The sequence below is a fragment of the Cupriavidus necator genome (assembly GCF_013141915.1).
In the GTDB taxonomy this organism is placed as follows: domain Bacteria; phylum Pseudomonadota; class Gammaproteobacteria; order Burkholderiales; family Burkholderiaceae; genus Cupriavidus; species Cupriavidus necator_B.
In genome coordinates, this window is sequence record NZ_SROX01000017.1 from 123760 (window position 1) to 141797 (window position 18038).

The 18038-nt window shown below is 69.6% G+C and carries 15 protein-coding genes; 1 reads left to right on the forward strand and 14 read right to left on the reverse strand.

Features of this window, described 5'->3' with window-relative positions; all coding sequences use genetic code 11:
• From E5S69_RS25285 to E5S69_RS25350, 14 genes are all read right to left on the reverse strand, one after another.
• Nucleotides 1-444 (reverse strand): hypothetical protein, encoded by a 444-nt coding sequence (locus tag E5S69_RS25285; RefSeq protein ID WP_171517196.1) that lies wholly within the window; start codon nucleotides 442-444, stop codon nucleotides 1-3.
• Nucleotides 434-1810 carry a phosphatase PAP2/dual specificity phosphatase family protein gene (locus E5S69_RS25290; RefSeq protein ID WP_171517197.1) on the reverse strand — a complete coding sequence of 459 codons (1377 nt, stop codon included), beginning with the start codon at nucleotides 1808-1810 and terminating at the stop codon, nucleotides 434-436. Before E5S69_RS25290 ends, E5S69_RS25285 begins: the two co-directional genes overlap by 11 nt.
• Nucleotides 1807-3576, reverse strand: coding sequence for a bifunctional alpha/beta hydrolase/class I SAM-dependent methyltransferase (locus E5S69_RS25295; protein ID WP_171517198.1), 1770 nt, complete (start codon nucleotides 3574-3576; stop codon nucleotides 1807-1809). Before E5S69_RS25295 ends, E5S69_RS25290 begins: the two co-directional genes overlap by 4 nt.
• A 4-nt stretch (nucleotides 3577-3580) precedes the next feature.
• The gene (locus E5S69_RS25300) at nucleotides 3581-4207 is read right to left on the reverse strand and encodes a CDP-alcohol phosphatidyltransferase family protein (RefSeq protein WP_171517199.1); all 627 of its coding nucleotides are present in this window, start codon (nucleotides 4205-4207) and stop codon (nucleotides 3581-3583) included.
• A 263-nt stretch (nucleotides 4208-4470) separates the two neighbouring features.
• The gene (locus E5S69_RS25305; RefSeq protein ID WP_171517200.1) at nucleotides 4471-5541 is read right to left on the reverse strand and encodes a M14 family metallopeptidase; all 1071 of its coding nucleotides are present in this window, start codon (nucleotides 5539-5541) and stop codon (nucleotides 4471-4473) included.
• Between the two features lie 63 nt (nucleotides 5542-5604).
• Nucleotides 5605-6369: a hypothetical protein gene (locus E5S69_RS25310; protein WP_171517201.1), complete on the reverse strand. Its 765-nt coding sequence runs from the start codon at nucleotides 6367-6369 to the stop codon at nucleotides 5605-5607.
• 74 nt (nucleotides 6370-6443) lie between these two features.
• On the reverse strand, nucleotides 6444-7262 hold the full coding sequence (locus tag E5S69_RS25315; protein ID WP_171517202.1) for a M55 family metallopeptidase: 819 nt from the start codon (nucleotides 7260-7262) through the stop codon (nucleotides 6444-6446).
• The gene (locus E5S69_RS25320; RefSeq protein ID WP_171517203.1) at nucleotides 7262-8299 is read right to left on the reverse strand and encodes a P1 family peptidase; all 1038 of its coding nucleotides are present in this window, start codon (nucleotides 8297-8299) and stop codon (nucleotides 7262-7264) included. Before E5S69_RS25320 ends, E5S69_RS25315 begins: the two co-directional genes overlap by 1 nt.
• Nucleotides 8300-8303: 4 nt before the next feature.
• Nucleotides 8304-9218 (reverse strand): glutathione ABC transporter permease GsiD, encoded by a 915-nt coding sequence (gsiD, locus tag E5S69_RS25325; protein ID WP_171517204.1) that lies wholly within the window; start codon nucleotides 9216-9218, stop codon nucleotides 8304-8306.
• A gap of 7 nt (nucleotides 9219-9225) precedes the next feature.
• Nucleotides 9226-10146, reverse strand: a complete 921-nt coding sequence (gsiC, locus tag E5S69_RS25330) for a glutathione ABC transporter permease GsiC (protein WP_171517205.1) — start codon at nucleotides 10144-10146, stop codon at nucleotides 9226-9228.
• Between the two features lie 160 nt (nucleotides 10147-10306).
• A complete protein-coding gene (gene gsiB / locus E5S69_RS25335) occupies nucleotides 10307-11851 on the reverse strand; it encodes a glutathione ABC transporter substrate-binding protein GsiB (RefSeq protein WP_373459629.1) in 1545 nt (514 codons plus the stop codon).
• 50 nt (nucleotides 11852-11901) lie between these two features.
• Nucleotides 11902-13806: a dipeptide ABC transporter ATP-binding protein gene (locus E5S69_RS25340; RefSeq protein ID WP_171517207.1), complete on the reverse strand. Its 1905-nt coding sequence runs from the start codon at nucleotides 13804-13806 to the stop codon at nucleotides 11902-11904.
• A 50-nt stretch (nucleotides 13807-13856) separates the two neighbouring features.
• Nucleotides 13857-14828, reverse strand: a complete 972-nt coding sequence (locus E5S69_RS25345) for an isoaspartyl peptidase/L-asparaginase family protein (protein WP_171517208.1) — start codon at nucleotides 14826-14828, stop codon at nucleotides 13857-13859.
• Nucleotides 14829-14836: 8 nt separating this feature from the next.
• On the reverse strand, nucleotides 14837-15799 hold the full coding sequence (locus tag E5S69_RS25350) for a MurR/RpiR family transcriptional regulator (protein ID WP_171517209.1): 963 nt from the start codon (nucleotides 15797-15799) through the stop codon (nucleotides 14837-14839).
• Between the two features lie 293 nt (nucleotides 15800-16092).
• Between E5S69_RS25350 and E5S69_RS25355 the strand changes: the two genes are divergently transcribed.
• Entirely contained in the window at nucleotides 16093-18027 is a 1935-nt protein-coding gene (locus tag E5S69_RS25355; protein ID WP_171517210.1) for an ATP-binding cassette domain-containing protein, read from the forward strand.
• Nucleotides 18028-18038 lie beyond the last annotated feature (11 nt).

Below are 18038 nucleotides of genomic sequence, written 5' to 3' on the forward strand. Positions count from 1 at the left end.
TTACCTCAGGATCAGGGTCAGCAAGGCCAGCGCCAGCTGGCACACGGTCAGCGCGGCGCTCGCGCGCACCAGCCGCAGCGCGCCGCGGGCGCGTTCGGACAGCGGGCGTGCGGCGCGCGCGGCGGGCATCCAGCCCAGTTCAAGCAACGCGCCATCGAGCCCGGCCAGGTCGGGCTGGGCCGGCACGCCGCCGGCAAGCGCGCCGAACAGGCGGCGGTCGATCGCGACACGCAACAGCAGCCAGAGCTGGGGCAGCGCCAGCAGCAGGGCCAGCGCCGCCGGCCAGCGCGAGATTGCGGTGCCCGCGCCCAGCCACGCCGCCAGCATGGCGAACGCCAGTCCCGCCGCGCCTACCCACGCGGCACCCGCGAGCGCCCCCGTCACCGCGTGAGCGATCCAGTTGTCGGTGCGGTGCGACAACGCTGCGTCGTGGTCAGCGGCCATCGCCAGGCTCCTGCGTGGCCGCACGGTCCAGCCAGCGCTGCAGCGCGTCGGCATGTTCACGGCCCAGCACCACGGCGGGCCGATGCCGGCGCAGCACCGCCAGCGCGGCGCCGGCGTCGCGCAGGCCTTGCTGTCGTGCCAGCCACGCTGCCGCCACCAGCGCGCTGCGCGAATAGCCCAGCGCGCAGCTGACCAGCACGCGGCGCCCCTGCCGCTGCCAGGTGTCGAGTTGCGTCACGGCTTGTTCGAGCTGCTGCGGCGTAGGCACGGTCAGGTCCAGCACCGGCACGCAGCGATATGCCAGGCCCGGCCCGCTGGCCGCGCGCGGCAGCTCGGCGCTGAGGTCAAGCACCGCATCCGCGCCGAGCGCGCGCAGCTCGGCCCGCGTCGGGAAGCGGCCCACCCAGAGGTCCGGCGCGATCGCGCTGGCCTGCGGCGCGCGCCGCGTCCACCAGCGCGAATTGAGGAAGGCCCCCAGCAGGTAAGGCGCCAGCACCCAACGTGCGCCCGGCGCCATGGCGCCGTCGCCGTCCTTCTGGAACCACGCCGGCGCGGCCAGCGCGTAGATGCGGGCCACGCAGGCCAGCGCCAGCGCGGCCCACAGCAGCAGGAAGGCCAGCGTCACCGCCCCGCCCACCGCCAGCACCGCGCACAGCAGCGCCACCAGCGCACCCACGCCGTAGCGGCGCGCCAGCTGGCGCGTGCGTGCATCCGGCACACCCGCCGCGGCCACAGGCAGCCGCATCGGCAACAGGTAAACGCACAGCCAGCCCACCAGCGCGCCGGTGGGCACGTCGATCAGGTGATGCTGCCAGGTGGTCAGCACCGAGATCCCGATCAGCGCAAACCAGCCGTGCAGCATCCAGCGCCAGCCGCCGCGCAGATGCGCGGCAAAGGCGACCCACAGGATCACCAGCAGGCTGATATGCAGCGACGGTGCCTGGTTGAACGGCAGGTCGAAGCCGCCCAGCAGCGTGAACAGCCGGCCCGGCAGGCCGTCGGCATCGGGCCGCGCAAAGCTGAAGCGCAGCGGGAAGGCGATAAAGCACGCCACCGACACCAGTTGCGCCAGCACCAGCCGCTTGACATGCGTGATCAGCGCCGCGCGGCTGCGCCACAGGAAGAACGAGATGCCGTACAGCAGGTCGATCGACCAGTACGGCACGATGGTCCAGGGCAGGAACGGAATGCCCCGCTCCCATTCGAAGTAGAACGACGGCACGTCGGCGCGCTGGCTTGCCAGCCAGTTGGCCAGGCCATAGCTGGAGAAGAAGAACGCGCCGGCCAGCGCCAGCAGCACGCAGGCCAGGCCCCACGGCCGCTGCGACTGCGCACCGGCCTCGGCCAGCGTCGGCACCGTGCTCATGCGCCGCGCCTGCGCGCCAGGCTGACGGTGAAGATGCCCCACGGGTCGATGCGCTGCGTCACCTTGTCGAAGCCCGCGGCCCGCACCAGTTCATCCATCTCGGCCTGCGAACGTCGGCGCATCACCCACGCCGCGCCGGCGCGGTGGCTGGTCAGCGCGCGCGCGATAAACTCCAGCTGCGGATGCCAGGGCTGGCCGGTGTAGACCAGGTAGCCGCCCGGCGGCACCGCGCGCGCCAGGCCCTCGAGCGAGCGGCGCACCATGGCGTTGTCGGGGAACAGTTCGTACAGGCCGGACACCACTGCCAGCGTCGGTGCCGGCGCCAGCGCGGCCAGGCTGGCGCCGTCGAAGGCATCGCCCTGCTCGAAGCGGGCCACGCCCTGCAGGCCCTTGGCGGCGATCAGCGCGCGCCCCTGCTCCACGTTCAGCGCGCTGTAGTCGCGCAGCAGGATCGACTCGACCGCGGCCGCGCCGCCCTCCAGCGCGCCCAGTGCTTCCAGCACGTAGCGTCCATGCCCGGCGGCGATATCGACCATGCGCACCGGCATGCCCGCGGCGCGCAGGCGCCGCACCGCCTCGGCGATCAGCGCCTCGGCGTGGACCTTGCGCTGGCGGATGCCACGCCAGCCGATCGCATCCAGGTATTGCCGGTCGGCCAGCCGGCCCAATGGCCCGCGGCCCGACGGCGTGTTGCGGTAAACGTAGTCGAGCGTCGAGCCCGAGTCGAAGCCGGTCTGGTGGCCCAGCCGCACGCCATCCGACAGCATCCCGCCCAGCTTCAGGTTGGCCCGCGCCGCACGCCAGTACCAGGCGGCGAGCCCGCCCGGCGCCGACGCGAGGCGGTCCGATTCCTCGCGGAACGGGCCGATCTGGTCGGCGTCGAGCAGCGAGCGCGGCGCCGACGGCGTGTCGAATTCTTGCAGGACAAAGCGGCGCGCGGCATCGACCGCCAGCTTGCGGTCGCGCTCGCCGAGCGTGTCGTGGTAGAAGCCGTCCAGCACGATGCGCTCCTTGGTGCGCGATCCCAGGCGCTCGTAGAAGCGGTCTTGCGGACCACGGTGCACGACCCAGTCGGCGCCGGAAATCAGCAGTTGCGTCGGCACCGTGATCGCGGCGGCATCGGCGACGATGCGCTCCGCGGTTTCGTAGAGGTCCAGCAGGATATTGACCGCGATCGCGCGCGTGATCAGCGGATCGCCGTCATAGCTGGCGATGCGTTCGGGATCGTGCGTCAGGAACCTGGCCTTGACGTAGCTGTTGACGAAGAACTTGCCGCGCACGCGCTGCATCAGCTTCAGGCCCGGCCGCGCAAACGGCACGTAGAGCTTGACCTTGAACGCCGGCGAGGCCAGCACCAGCGCGCGGATCGGCGGCGCGTAGTCATGCACCCAGGTCGCGGCCAGCACCGCGCCCACGCTTTGCGCGATCACCGCGGTGCGTTCCAGCGGGATGCCGTGGGCCTCGGCGATATGGGCGGTGAAGGTCTGGATATCGCGCACCGAATCGGCCAGGCTGGGGCTGTAGCCGCGCTCGCCGGGCGAATTGCCGTGCCCGCGCGCATCCCAGGCAAAGATGTCGTAGCCGGGCAGGTTCAGTTCGTCGGCCAGGTGCGCCACCCGGCCGGAATGCTCGTGGCCGCGATGGAACAGCACCACGGCGCCGCGCGCCGGGCCCGCCACGGCGGGCCAGTGGCGATAGAACAGCGCCTGGCCATCGTGGGTCTCGAATTGCCGCTGCAGCGGCTGGCGGGTCGACAGTCGGTCCATCGCGCTACTCCGCAAGGCGGGCCTGGGCCTCGGCAATGCCGCGGCGCACCCGGTTGGCCATCGTGCCCAGCGACAACAGCGACAGCAGCAGCCACAACCAGCTGGCCGCCGCACCGAAGCCGAGCCCCAGGCCGGCCCACAGCGCGATCGCGCCGACCGCGAAGGCGCGGTCGCTCTTGCCCAGCGGGCCGTCATAGCGCCGGCTGGCTCCGGCCAGCGGCCCGATCAGCCCGGCGGCCTCGACCATCAGCGCCAGCAGCGCGAAGGTGCCGACCTGCCCCAGGCTGAAGTCCGGCAGCGCGGCCAGCGGCAGGATCAGCGCCAGGTCCGAGACCATGTCGCCAAGCTCGTTCAGGTAGGCGCCCAGCACGCTCTGCTGGCCATGCTCGCGCGCGAGCATGCCGTCGATGGCATTGAGCGCCATGCGCGCGAACAACCACAGGGGGAACAGCAGGAATAGCGCCGGGGTCTCGGCCACCAGCATGCCCAGCGCGGCCAGCACGCCCACCGCCAGCGATCCGGCGGCGGCGCCCAGCGTGACCTGGTTGGCGGTCACGCCGCGCTGCGCCAGGTCTTGCACCATGGGGCGCAGCCAGGCCTGGAACCTGGGCTTCAGTTCATAGAGCGTCATCGCACCGGCCTCCCTGCCGCGCTGATGCCGGAAGCGGGGATACCCGGCTGCCCGGGACGGCGCCGGTGGCGCGACGCCCTGGCCCGGCCGCGGCCGCTTCCGTCTTGTTCTTCGTCTTGTTGTTCGTCTTGGTCCGGCGCCTGCCCGGCCGTCGCACATCCGGTCATGGCCCGGCCATGGCCCGGCAGCAGTGCCTGGCTCAGCACTCTACCGCTAAGCCCCGGACAATACCAGATGGCGCCTGATGCCAGAAACCTGCCCGATCAGGCCGACGCGATGGTGTCCCGCACCGCGTCGGTCACCTGCGCCACCACGCCGTCGCGCCAGTCATCAGCATCGCCATAGAAGGCGCGCCACATCGCCTGGCGCACCAGCGAGCGCTGGTTCTCGTCGGCCTCCGGATGCAGGTGCAGCCAGTGGTCGCCGCGCAGCGCGTCCAGCACCTCGCCCACCGGCAGCGTGCCGAACTCGAGCGCGATGCCGGCGTAGTCCACCGTCGGCAGTGTCTGCGGCACGGCATGCCAGGCCAGTCCGGTGAGGTTGGCCGAAGTCGATGAACCATCGTAGATCGAGGTCACCCGCTCGCCCCAGATCGCGCGCGTGCGCGTGACCGATTCGGGCGTGTCCGGGCCCATGTGGATGGGCTCGCCATAGCCCCACGGCCCCAGCCCGGTATGGACGTCGATCCAGCGCAGCGCCTCGCGCCCGGCGCCAAAGCGCGCCAGGATGCGGCACAGCGTGTAGTTGCTCCAGGTGGCCTTGTCGCCGCCGTAGAACATGCCTGCCGGATCCTGGTACTGGCCGCCGCTGACCGCGGCCTGGTACCACGCCATGCCGCGCTCGGCCACCGCCTTCATCAGTTGCGCCTGGTCGCTCTCGGACGGCGGCCATTGCGCCGGCAGCAGTAGCGGCGCGATCTCGGCATAGGCTTCGTTGTGGGGCAGCGGCTGCGAGAAATCCAGGAAGTTGCGGTTCAGGTCGACGTTGTCCTCGTTGACCCGGCGCAGGTGGGAGAAGCCATAGGGATTGATCGCATGCACCAGCAGCAGGCTGGTGTCGGCCGCGGCGCAATCGGCAAGCAGCGCGGCGTCGTGCAGCAGCGCCACCTGCGCGCCGGATCCGGCAAAGCCCTCGGCGCCGTGCGTGCCCGAAGTCACCATAAGGCAGCGGCGGGCCCCGGGCGCACCAGCCAGCGCCACGTCGATCGCCAGGTCTTCGCCGGCACTGCCGCGCTTGGTGGGATGCGGGAACTGCGCCAGCGCGGCGCCCGCGGTGCGCGCGGCGTCCAGGAAGGTCTTGCGCGCTTCGGCGTAGCTGCGAGAAAAATAGCTCATGGCGTCACCCGCGGATGCGATGCAGGCATTAGACGCCAATTCGGCGGGTCTCGCCAGTCGCGGCTAGAACAGCGACCCGGACTGGAAATTGCCGGCCGCCGGCGGCGGCTCCGCTTCGTCACCCCAGATGCCTGCCGACGTAAACGCTTGCGGATGCATCGCGATCCCCGCCGCTTCCAGTTGCCCCGCGGTCAGCACCAGATGCCGGGCCAGCCAGTCATGCAGGCTGCGCAGGAAGCGGATGTTGTCGACACTGGTGGATGCCGCGATCAGCCGTTCCAGCTTCACATGCGCGGTATAGACGTCGAGCAGGTTGGTCGCGCGCAGGCGCGGCGGCGTGGAGCGGCTGCGTTCGATCGCCAGGATGCGGCGCACCTGCGCCAGCCCGAGGTCGCCGCTGCGCTGGTACTGCTCGTAGACGCCCTCGAGGCCAGGAAAGCGCACGGTCGGCTGCACGCGCGGCACCGCGGCCACCTTCTCCATGCGCAGCACCAGGTAGCGGATCGCCGCCGCGCGCTCGGCCGCCTGGGCCTGCGCGGGGTCGCGCCGGCGCGGACCCGGCGGCAGCTCGGGCAAGGCCATGCGCGGCACCACGTCGCGTTCGGTGTAGTCGGGCACCTGCTGCAGCAGGGCCGGATGCGCCACCGCGGCGCGGGCGCAGTCGTCGCCAAACGGGTATTCATGCCCGGCGGCATCGCGCAGGATATAAGCCTGCCCGTCCGGAAAGCCGTGATGGCGCCGGTTGGCGCCGCGCGCGTGGCAGCGCGTGGCGGGATCGACGAAGTCCTTGCGTACGGGGATCCAGCCCCCGTCGTGTGCCTGGGTCATGCGTTGCGGTAATGCCTGGGGATTGCACGAGCCGCCATTGTCGCCGATCCGCGCGTGCCCCCGGCACATCGCGCCTACTTCAGCATGAACGACATCGCCGACAGGCAGTTCAGCATGCGCACCGCGGCCTGCACCGAATCGGCCTGGAACGACAGCGTCACGCCGTCGCGCCGCTCCAGCGTCGGCCACTGGCAGAACAGGTCGGCATGCGCCGGCGTCTGCGCCTGCAGGGTGCACGCCACTGGCGCGGCGATGCGCAGGCATTGCGCCTGCGCGCGCTCGCGCACCGCGGCTGCTGCCGCCGCGGCAATGGCTGCGCGCGCGGCCGTTGGCGACAGCGAGGTGCCGCTGCCGAAACCGCCCGCGGTCTTGGTCTCGACATAGCGCACCCACGGCATCAGCGCGTGGGTTTCCTGCACGAACATGTCGTCGCCGCTGGCCATCAGCACCGGCGCGTTGAACTCGCCGGCCAGTGCGGCGTAGAGCCCGGCCTCGCCGAGTTCCTTGCCATTGAGCCAGACCCGCGCAAAGGCGCCGCTGTTGATGGTGTGCGCCAGCACGCCGCGGCTCTGCGCGCGGCCGTGGTAACCGATCATCAGCACGCCGTCGACGCCGGCCTCGACGCCGGCCATCATGCCGAGGTAGCGCGGCTTGCCCAGCACCACCCGCGCGCGCGCATCGAGCTGGTCCGGCAGCAGGTTGCGGAAGCCGCCGTGCGAATCGTTGACCAGCACTTCGGCCGCGCCGCCGGCAAAGGCGCCTTCGATGGCGGCATTGGCCTCGCCGGTCATCCAGGCGCGGGCGCGTTCGTATTCGCCATTGCCGGGACGGGTCTGCTCGGCGTGGAATACGCCCGCCACGCCTTCGATATCGGTGGAAACAAGGATCTTCATCAGGGGTCTTGGCGCAGTTCGGGCATCACCTCCAGCAGCGCGCGGCGCGCATTGCCGTCGCGGCCCCACACCGGCGCGGCATGCCAGAGCGCATGCAGGATAGCTTGCTCGACGCTGTCGGCCGCGGCGCGGAACAGCGGGTCGAGACGGGTTTCATGCAGCATGGCGACGGCGGGCATCGGACATGCCGCGTCGTGGGGCACGGTGTACGCGGTCGAGAACGCGAGCGCGATATCGCCGGAGCCATGCCCGAACACGGAGCCGGTGCGCGCCAGCCCCGCGCCCGCACGCAGCGACAGCCGGCGCAGCTGGCGCGCGTCGAGCGGCGCGTCGGTGGCGACGACCATGATGATCGAGCCTTTTTCCGGTTGCGCCGCGCGGTCCGGCTGCGCCAGCCTGCGTGCCAGTTCAGGCCCGGCCAGCCGGCCGGCCACGGTCAACGAATCCGGCGTGCCGAAGTTGGCCAGCACCAGCGCGCCGACGCGATAGCCGTCCGCCACGCGCGAGGCCGTGCCGATGCCGCCCTTGACCCCGAACGCCGACATGCCGCGGCCCGCCCCCACGGCGCCCTGCGCGACGGCCTGCCCCGCGCTGGCCAGCGCCGCGTCGTAGTGGCCGCTTGCCACCACCATGCGCTGGATATCGTTGAGGTAGCCGTCATTGCATTCGAACACCAGCGGATTGACCGTGGGCAACGCCCGGCCGATCTCCGGATTGGCCGCCACCGCGGCGCGGATCTGCGCCTGCGCGACGGCGCCGACGGCGAAGGTATTGGTCAGCGCCACCGGCGTTTCCAGCACGCCCAGCTCGTCCACCTGCACCAGCCCCACGCTCTTGCCGAAGCCGTTGAGCACGGTGGCCGCGGCCGGCACCTTGTCGCGGTAAGGATCGCCGCCATGCGGGCGGATCACGGTCACGCCGGTCTGCACGCCAGCGTCGTCCAGCGTGCAATGGCCGACGGTGACGCCGGCGACGTCGGCAATGCTGTCCAGCGGGCCGGCGGCCAGCGCGCCGATGCGCGGGATCGAGGCGGCCATCGCTTCAGCGCCGGTCGATCTTGGGGTCGAGCGCGTCGCGCAGCCCGTCGCCCAGCAGGTTGAAGGCCAGCACGGTCAGGAAGATCGCCAGGCTGGGGAAGATCGCCACGTGCGGCGCGGTGACCATGTCGGCGCGTGCCTCGTTGAGCATTGCGCCCCATTCCGGCGTGGGCGGCTGCGCGCCCAGGCCCAGGAACGACAGGCTGGCCGCGGTGATGATCGAGGTGCCGATCCGCATCGAGAAATACACCACGATCGACGATACCGTGCCAGGCAGGATATGCCGCATCAGGATGGTCCAGTCCGATGCGCCGATGCTGCGCGCGGCCTCGACGTAGGTCAGCCGCTTCAGCATCAGCGTATTGCCGCGCACCAGCCGCGCGAACGCCGGGATGCTGAAGATCGCCACGGCGAAGATCACGTTGGTCATGCCGTTGCCGAGGATGGCGACGATGCCGATCGCCAGCAAAATGCCGGGAAAGGCGAACAGCACATCCGAGATGCGCATCACGATGCGGTCCCACCAGCCTTCGTAGTAACCCGCCAGCAGGCCCAGCACGGTTCCGATCACCGCGCCGATGATCACCGACAGGAAGCCCGCCGCCAGCGAGATGCGCGTGCCGGCCAGGATGCGGCTGAAGATATCGCGCCCGAGCGAATCGACGCCCATCCAGTGCGCGGCCGACGGGCCGGCGTTGAGCGCGTCGTAGTCGAAGAAGTTTTCGGGGTCGTACGGCACGATATGCGGCGCGACGATGGCGATCGCCACCAGCACCAGCACGAACGCGCCGGCGCCCAGCGCCAGGTGCTGCTTGCGGAATTTGCGCCAGAACTCGGTCCAGGGCGTGCGCACGGCCTCGGGTGCGGTAGCGGTGGCGGATGCCGCTGGCGCTGCGGCGGGCGTGGAAAGCTCAGTCATGCCGGCCTCACTTGTAGCGGATGGTGGGATTGATCACGGTGTAGAGCATGTCCACCACCAGGTTGATCAGGATGAATTCGAGCGAGAACAGCAGCACCTCGGCCTGGATCACCGGGTAGTCGCGCATCTCGACGGCATCGACCAGCAGCCGTCCCAGGCCCGGCCAGTTGAACACTTTCTCGACCACGATCGAGCCGCCCAGCAGGAAGCCGAACTGCAGGCCCATCATGGTCACCACCGGGATCATGGCGTTGCGCAGGCCGTGCTTGGTAACCACCAGGGTCTCGCGCACGCCCTTGGCGCGCGCGGTGCGGATAAAGTCTTCCTGCAGCACCTCGACGAACGAGGCCCGGGTAAAGCGCGCCATCACCGCCGCCACGGCGGCGCCCAGCGTGACCGACGGCAGCACGTAATGCTGCCAGGTGTCCGCGCCGATCGACGGCAGCCAGCCCAGCTGCACCGAGAACACCTCCATCAGCAGCATGCCCAGCGCGAAGGCCGGGAAGGAAATCCCGGAAACCGCCAGCGTCATGCCGAAGCGGTCCGGCCACCGGTTGCGCCACACCGCCGAGCCGATGCCGATCGCCATGCCGAATACCACCGCCCACGCCATCGACGCCACCGTCAGCAGCAGCGTGGGCATGAAGCGGTCGCCGATCTCCTCGCTGACCGGGCGCTTGGTGCGCAGCGAATGGCCGAACTCGCCGCGCAGCGCATTGGCGAAGAAGTTGACGAACTGCTCGTGCATGGGCCGGTCCAGGCCCAGGTCCTTGCGCACCAGCTCGACCGTGGCCGAGTCAGCCTCGGGGCCGGCCGCCAGGCGCGCCGGATCGCCCGGCAGCAGGTGGACGAACAGGAACACCAGCACCGCCACGATCAGCAGCGTGGGGATCACGCCCAGCACGCGTTTGAGGAAGTAATTCAGCATCACACACCATGAGGAAAGGCCGCGGGCCGCCCGCCTGCGAACCCCGCGTCGCGAGGCAGGCGGCCACTCTCGGCTTACTGCTTTACTGCTTACTGCTCGTTGGATGGGTTGCGCGGTTGGGCGGGAGCGTCAACGAAGTCCCGGCCTCCCACCTGCTCCCTCACTGCTTGATATCAATCTCATCAAAATTGAACGACCCGTCCGGCATCACATACGCACCGGTCAGCCGCTTGCTGCGTGCGAACAGCACCTTCTCGGTCACCAGGAACGCCCACGGCGCATCCTTCCAGATGCGTTCCTGCGCGTCCTTGTACAGGCGCGCCTTCTCGCCGCGGTCAGTGGTGCGCAGCGCGCCGGCGATATCGGCGTCGACCTGGTCGTTCTTGTAGTAGGCGGTGTTCAGCAGCTTGGGCGGCATCGATTCCGAAGCCAGCAGCGGACGCAGCGCCCAGTCCGACTCACCGGTCGACGACGACCAGCCCACGTAGTAGATGCGCACGCCGGCGTCTTCGGGCTTCGGCACGCTTTCGACCTTCTCCACGCGCTGGCCCGCTTCGAGCGCCTGCACCTGCGCCTTGATGCCCACCTGCTGCAGCTGCTGCTGCACGAACTGGATCACCTTCTGCGCGGTGGTATGGTTATAGGCCGACCACAGCGTGGTCTCGAAGCCGTTCGGGTAGCCGGCTTCCTTCAGCAGCGCGCGCGCCTTGGCCGGGTCATACGGCCACGGGCCCAGCTTTTCGGCGTAGTCCACGCCCGCCGGCACCACGCCTTCAGCCGGCACGGCATAGCCTGCGAAGGCCACCTTGGCCAGTGCTTCCTTGTTGATGGCGTAGTTGATGGCCTGGCGGACCTTGGGGTCGTTGAACGGCTTGACCGTCGTGTTCAGGCTCAGGTAGCGCTGAATGATCGATGGGGACGCAATCAGATCGACTTTCGGGCTGTTCTTCAGCACCGCGGCCTGCTCGAACGGAATGCTGAACGCGAAGTCGGCCTCGCCGGTCTGCATGATCGCGGCGCGCGTGTTGTTGTCCACCACCGGCTTCCACGTGATGGTGTCGATCTTCGGATAGCCGGTCTTCCAGAAGCCGGCGAATTTCTTGCCCTTCAGGTGGTCGGGCTGCTTCCATTCGACGAACTCGAACGGACCGGTGCCAACCGGATGGAAGGCAATGTCCTTGCCGTACTTCTGCAGCGCGGCCGGCGAGATCATCACCGCCGAAGGATGCGCCAGCACGTTGATGAACGGCGAGAACGGCTCCTTCAGCGTGACCTTGACGGTGCTGGCGTCGACCACGTCGGTCCTGGCCACACGATTGAACAGCGTGTAGCGCTTGAGCTTGTTGGCCGGGTTGGTGACGCGGTCCAGGTTCGCCTTGACGGCGGCGGCGTCGAAGGTCGTGCCGTCGTGGAACTTGACGCCCTTCTTCAGCTTGATCGTGTACGTCAGGCCGTCCTTGCTGACCTCGTAGCTGTCGGCCAGCACATTGACCAGCTTCATGTCCTTGTCCAGCCCGAACAGCCCCTGGTAGAAGGTCTTGCCGACGGCCTGCGACAGCGTGTCGTTCGAGTCGTACGGATCGAGCGAGGTAAAGGTGGAAGCCACCGCCATCACCGCATCCTTGGCCGCAAAGGCCGGGGCAGCGGCCAGCATGCCGAGTGCGCCGGCGGCAAAGGCGCCGGCCATCCATCGGGGCGAAACCATACGTGCAGACATCGTCGAATCTCCTTGGAAACTGCTTGACTTCGAGGACTTCAATAGGCGCCGCCGACAGCATGCCGGGCGACATAGTGGCCGAGCGCCCCGCTGCCAGCGACCGGCACCAGCGGCTGCACCACCGGCTCGTCGCCGACCGCGCGGATCGGGCTGGGAATTTCGTCGTTGAGCGGCTCGCGCCGCAGATGGCGCCGCGCCGGGTCGGCGATCGGCACCGCCGCCATCAGCTTCTTCGTGTACGGATGCTGCGGGTTCTCGAAGATGGCGCGGCGCGGGCCGATCTCGACGATCTGGCCCAGGTACATCACCGCGACGCGATGGCTGACGCGCTCCACCACGGCCATGTCATGCGAGATGAACAGGAAGGCGATGCCCAGCTCGCGCTGCAGGTCCAGCATCAGGTTGACGATCTGCGCCTGGATCGATACGTCCAGCGCCGACACCGACTCGTCGGCCACCACCACCTTGGGGTTAAGCGCCAGCGCGCGCGCAATGCAGATGCGCTGGCGCTGGCCGCCGGAAAACTCGTGCGGGTAGCGCGCCGCATGCGAAGGGTCCAGCCCGACCTTGTCGAGCAGCCACGCCACGCGTTGCTCGGCGTCCTTGCCGCTGGCCACCTTGTGCACCAGCAGCGGCTCCATGATCGAGTAGCCCACCGGCACGCGCGGATCGAGCGACGCGAACGGGTCCTGGAAGATGAACTGGATATTGCGGCGCAGGGTCTGCAGCGCCGCGCCCTCGAGCTTGCTGATGTTCTGCCCGTTGAATTCGATGGTGCCGCTCTGGCTTTCCACCAGGCGCAGCAGCGAGCGGCCGGTGGTGGACTTGCCGCAGCCGGATTCGCCCACCAGCGCCAGCGTCTCGCCGGGATAGAGATCGAAGCTGACCTGCTCGACCGCATGCACGCGCCGCGTGACGCGGCCGAACACGCCGCCGGGCACGTCGAAGCGCGTCACCAGGTCCTGCACGCGCAGGATCGGCGCGACGCCGGGTGCCACCGTATCCTGCGGCGCGGCCTGTTCGGGGCTGGCGCTGTCCAGCCGCAGCAGCGGGAACTTGGCCGGCAGGTCGGTGCCGCGCATGGCGCCCAGGCGCGGCACCGCCGACAGCAGCGCGCGCGTATACGGATGGGCCGGCGCGCGGAACACGTCGTCCGAGGTGCCCTCCTCGACCTTCTCGCCGCGGTACATCACCAGCACGCGATCGGCCACCTCGGCCACCACGCCCATGTCGTGGGTGATGAAGACCACGCCCATGTGCATCTCGGCCTGCAGGCCGCGGATCAGCTGCAGGATCTCGGCCTGGATGGTCACGTCGAGCGCCGTGGTGGGTTCGTCGGCAATCAGCAGCGCCGGCTTGCACGACAGCGCCATGGCGATCATCACGCGCTGGCGCATGCCGCCGGAGAGCTGGTGCGGATAGCGTTCGAGCACGCGGCGCGCTTCCGGGATGCGCACCAGTTCCAGCATGCGCAAGGCCTCGGCGCGCGCCCCGGCGCGGCTTTTGCCCTGGTGCAGCCGGATCGATTCGGCGATCTGCTCGCCCACCGGGAACACCGGGTTGAGCGAGGTCATCGGCTCCTGGAAGATCATCGCCACATCGGCGCCGCGCACGCTGCGCAGCGTCGCGCTATCGGTGCGCGCCAGGTCGATCACCTCGCCGCCGCGCCGGCGCAGCGCCATGCTGCCGCTGATGATCTTGCCGCCGCCATGCTCGACCAGCCGCATCAGCGCCAGCGACGTCACCGACTTGCCCGAGCCCGACTCGCCCACTACCGCCAGCGTCTCGCCGCGGTCGACATGGAAGGACAGGTTGCGCACGGCCTCGACGGTGCGCTCGGACGTAGCAAAGCGCACGCCGAGCCCGTCCACCTGGACCACGCGCTCGGGCGGCAGGACGATGCCGGATGCGGGAACGCGCGCTGGCGCTGGGGTAGTGACCACAGGGACTCCTTGTATGGCGGGATGCGGGACGGGCCGGGGGGCGCGGCGCGTCAACCGTAGATCGACACGTTCACGGCCTCGCCCACCCGGGCGACACCGCGGTACATGCCTTCGGTGTTGAACGGCAGCGTGACGTTGCCGGCGCGGTCGACCGCGATCAGGCCGCCGCGGCCGCCGATGGCGGGCAGCTTCTCCATCACCACGCGCCGCGCCGCTTCCTCGAGCGGCAGGCCGGCATAGCGCATCTGCGCCGCGACGTCGTGCGCGGCCACGGTGCGGATAAACATCTCGCCGGTGCCGGTGGCGGACACGGCGGCCATGTCGTCGGCATAGCAGCCGGCGCCGATCAGCGGGGTATCGCCGACGCGCCCCACCTGCTTGTTGGTCACGCCGCCGGTCGAGGTGGCCGCCGCGAGGTTGCCGCGGCTGTCGCAGGCAACGGCACCCACCGTGCCGAACTTGCTGTCGGCGTCGAGCGGATCGGTGCCCTGGGGCTGCTGCGCCGCCAGCGCGGCGGCGTCGTGGTCGAGCAAGGCCATGCCGGTATTGCCGCGCGCGCGCTGCCACTGGTCGTGGCGGGCCTGGGTGAAGTAGTACCCGGGGGGCACCAGTTCCAGCCCTTGCGCCTGCGCGAAGGCCTCGGCGCCGGCGCCGGCAAAGAGCACGTGTTCGCTGTGGTCGAGCACCGCGCGCGCGGCCAGCACCGGGTTGCGCAGGCGCGTGACGCAGGCTACCGCGCCGGCGTCGCGGGTGGCGCCATCCATCACGGCCGCATCCAGTTCATAGGTGCCGGCATGGGTCAGCACCGCGCCCTTGCCGGCGTTGAACAGCGGGCACTCTTCGAGCAGGCGCACCGCCTCGGTGACCGCATCGAGCGCGCTGCCGCCGTCGGCCAGGATGCGCTGGCCGGCTTGCAGCACATGCTGCAGCGCTTCGATGTATTCGCGTTCGCGGGCCGCATCCATCGCCGCGCGGGTGATGGTGCCGGCGCCGCCGTGGATGGCAATGACAGCTGCTTGCATAGGGAGGTTCAGGACTTGCGTGTGTGGGTCGACCGGCCGCGCCTGGCGCCGGTCCCGGGTTCGGTGGAGGCCGCGGGCATCGGCGCGGGCCGGCGCGCCGGCTCGGCCTCGGGAGCGCCATACAGCCACGGCAACAGGAATTCGGTCATTTCCGCGGCGGCCTTGACCGGGCGTTCGGCCCGGTGCGCCACCGCGCCGCACAGCGCTTCGATCAGCGCCAGCACGGTGGCATCGGAGTTGGCCGAGAGCCGGTTGCCGGCCTGCGCATACAGCGCGATATCGGCCAGCGGCGCCAGCGGCGAGGTGGGGCCGTCGGTCAGCGCCAGCACCTGCCCGCCGCGCAACCGGGCGCGCTGGGCCAGCTCGATGGTGTCGGTGACGTAGCGCGGAAAGGCAATCACGATCAGCAGGTCGCTCGGCTGAAGCTTGAACAGCTGGCGCGCCGCATGCGAGGCGCCGCCCGCGCCCGCCACCGAGGTCACCATGCGGCAATGCATTTCCAGCCCGTGCTGGAGCAGGCCCGCAAGGAAACCGCTGGCGCCGAAGCCGGCCACATAGACGCGCTGCGCGGCGAGGATCGCCGCCACCGCGCGCTCGCACGAGGCCGCATCGATGCCGCGCCGGGTCGCTTCGGCATTGGCCGCGGCATCTTCGAGCGAGGCCGCGAAGACTTCGGCGGCCGTGGCGGGCCGCTCCAGCTCGCTGCGCAGCCGCTCCACCGGCGCCAGCGTGGCTTCGAAGCCGCGCACCAGCTCAGCCCGGAACTGCGGATAGCCGTCGAACCCCAGCGCGCGCGCAAAGCGGTTGGCGGTCGCCACCGAAACCTCCACCGCCGCGGCGAATTCATCGATGCGCATGGTTGCGGCGCGAAACAGGTTGGCCAGCACGTATTCCGCCATACGGCGGTGCGCCGGCGTCAGTGCCGGCAGGCTGCGTGCAATGCGGTCCGAAATCGAATGGCCAATGGGCATGATGGAAGCGGCTGGTCAGGACGGCGCATCAGGGCTGCCGTTTGTGTAAATGAATTTACACTCAACCGACTTACAAGAAAATATAGTTTTGCCAGACCAAGGGTAATCCCTAGATTTGCCCGCGTTACCGGCACTTTCCCGGTGCACGCGTCGACCCGCTTTGGCACGGTCCGTGCACCGGCACGGCGTGCGGCGCACCGGAAACGCTACAATGCGGGCCAGCGCCACAGACCCGGCCGCGGGCCGCATTTCGCGGCGCTTTTTCTGTTTTTCATTCAGGCATTTCCCCTCTCGTGATCCGAATCGACCAGCTTGTCCTTCAGCGCGGCACCAAGGTGCTGTTCGACCACACCAGCGTGACGCTCAACCCGGGCGAGCGCGTGGGCCTCGTCGGCGCCAACGGCAGCGGCAAGTCGACGCTGTTCGCGCTGCTGCGCGGCGAATTGCATCCGGACGGGGGCGATGTCAGCGTGCCCGCGCAGTGGCGGGTCGCCCACGTGGCGCAGGAAACGCCGGCCGTCAGCCGCACCGCGGTCGACTACGTGATCGATGGCGACACCCGCCTGCGCGAGATCGAGGCCGCGATTGCCGCCGCCCAGGCCAGCGGAGACGGCAGCGCCGAAGGCGAGGCCCACGCCGCCTACGCCGACGCCGACGGCTACACCGCCCCGGCGCGCGCCGAGGCCCTGCTGCTGGGCCTGGGTTTCACGCTGGCGCAGGTGTCGCAGCCGGTGGCGTCGTTCTCGGGCGGCTGGCGCATGCGCCTGAACCTGGCGCAGGCGCTGATGTGCCCGTCGGACCTGCTGCTGCTCGACGAACCGACCAACCACCTGGACCTGGACGCCATCGTCTGGCTGGAAGACTGGCTGGCGCGCTACCCCGGCACGCTGGTGATGATTTCGCACGACCGCGAATTTCTCGACGCGATCTGCAATGTCACCGTGCATATCGAGAACCAGCAGCTGCGCCGCTACGGCGGCAACTACACGCTGTTCGAGACCTTGCGGCTGCAGCAGATGGCGCAGCAGCAGTCAGCCTATGCGCGCCAGCAGAAGGAAATCGCGCACCTGGAATCGTTCATCACGCGCTTCAAGGCCAAGGCCACCAAGGCGCGCCAGGCGCAGAGCCGGGTCAAGGCGCTGGAGAAGATGGAGCGCCTGGCGCCGGTGCATGTCGCCGCCGGCTTTGCCTTCGAGTTCCGCGAGCCCGATGCCGCGCCCAACCCGATGATGGTGCTCGACGGCGTCGACTGCGGTTATGCGCAGGCCGATCCGCCCGTCACCATCCTGCACAACCTGGCGCTGTCGATCCAGAACGGCCAGCGCATCGGCCTGCTGGGCGCGAACGGCCAGGGCAAGTCGACGCTGGTCAAGACCCTGGCCGGCACGCAGGATCCGCTCAAGGGCAACCTGCGCCTGGGCAAGGGCCTGCAGATCGGCTACTTCGCCCAGCACCAGCTGGAAACCCTGCGCGACCACGACTCCGCGCTGCAGCACCTGGCCCGGCTCGCCCCGGACACCCGCGAGCAGGAACTGCGCGACTTCCTCGGCAGTTTCAACTTCCGCGGCGACATGGCCACCGCGCCGATCGAACCGTTCTCGGGCGGCGAGAAAGCGCGGCTGGCGCTGGCGCTGATCGTCTGGCAGAAGCCCAACCTGCTGCTGCTCGACGAACCGACCAACCACCTCGACCTCGACACCCGCGAGGCGCTGACCATGGCGCTGGCGCAGTTCGAAGGCACGCTGATCCTGGTCTCGCACGACCGTCACCTGCTGCGCGCCACCGCCGACCAGTTCATGTTGGTAGCCGACGGCACCATCCGGCCGTTCGACGGCGACCTCGACGACTACCGCGACTGGCTGCTGCAGCAGGCCGCGGCCAAGCGCAACGCCGCCACCGCCGCCCACCTCGCCGACAACGCCGGCGATGCCGGCGCGGCGGTCAACCGCAAGGACCAGCGCCGCGCCGAGGCCGACGAGCGCCAGCGGCTGTCGGCGCTGCGCAAGCCGCTGGCAAAGGAACTGGAAAAGGTCGAAAAGCGCATGGCGGTGCTGCAAACCGCCCGGGTCGAGATCGACCAGTTCATGGCAGACGAAAGCAGCTACGCCGAGGCCAACAAGGCGAAGCTGATGGAAATGCTGAAGCGCCAGGGCGAGGTCAACGGCGAGCTGGAAACGCTGGAAGAGAAATGGCTGGAACTGCAGGAGCAGATCGAGCAGATTGCTTGATGTCTTCCGCG

Coding starts and splice junctions, on each gene's coding strand:
- E5S69_RS25285 (WP_171517196.1), bottom strand. CDS start 444: ATGGCCGCTGACCACGACGCAGCGTTGTCGCACCGCACCGACAACTGG.
- E5S69_RS25290 (WP_171517197.1), bottom strand. CDS start 1,810: ATGAGCACGGTGCCGACGCTGGCCGAGGCCGGTGCGCAGTCGCAGCGG.
- E5S69_RS25295 (WP_171517198.1), bottom strand. CDS start 3,576: ATGGACCGACTGTCGACCCGCCAGCCGCTGCAGCGGCAATTCGAGACC.
- E5S69_RS25300 (WP_171517199.1), bottom strand. CDS start 4,207: ATGACGCTCTATGAACTGAAGCCCAGGTTCCAGGCCTGGCTGCGCCCC.
- E5S69_RS25305 (WP_171517200.1), bottom strand. CDS start 5,541: ATGAGCTATTTTTCTCGCAGCTACGCCGAAGCGCGCAAGACCTTCCTG.
- E5S69_RS25310 (WP_171517201.1), bottom strand. CDS start 6,369: ATGACCCAGGCACACGACGGGGGCTGGATCCCCGTACGCAAGGACTTC.
- E5S69_RS25315 (WP_171517202.1), bottom strand. CDS start 7,262: ATGAAGATCCTTGTTTCCACCGATATCGAAGGCGTGGCGGGCGTATTC.
- E5S69_RS25320 (WP_171517203.1), bottom strand. CDS start 8,299: ATGGCCGCCTCGATCCCGCGCATCGGCGCGCTGGCCGCCGGCCCGCTG.
- gsiD (WP_171517204.1), bottom strand. CDS start 9,218: ATGACTGAGCTTTCCACGCCCGCCGCAGCGCCAGCGGCATCCGCCACC.
- gsiC (WP_171517205.1), bottom strand. CDS start 10,146: ATGCTGAATTACTTCCTCAAACGCGTGCTGGGCGTGATCCCCACGCTG.
- gsiB (WP_373459629.1), bottom strand. CDS start 11,851: ATGGTTTCGCCCCGATGGATGGCCGGCGCCTTTGCCGCCGGCGCACTC.
- E5S69_RS25345 (WP_171517208.1), bottom strand. CDS start 14,828: ATGCAAGCAGCTGTCATTGCCATCCACGGCGGCGCCGGCACCATCACC.
- E5S69_RS25350 (WP_171517209.1), bottom strand. CDS start 15,799: ATGCCCATTGGCCATTCGATTTCGGACCGCATTGCACGCAGCCTGCCG.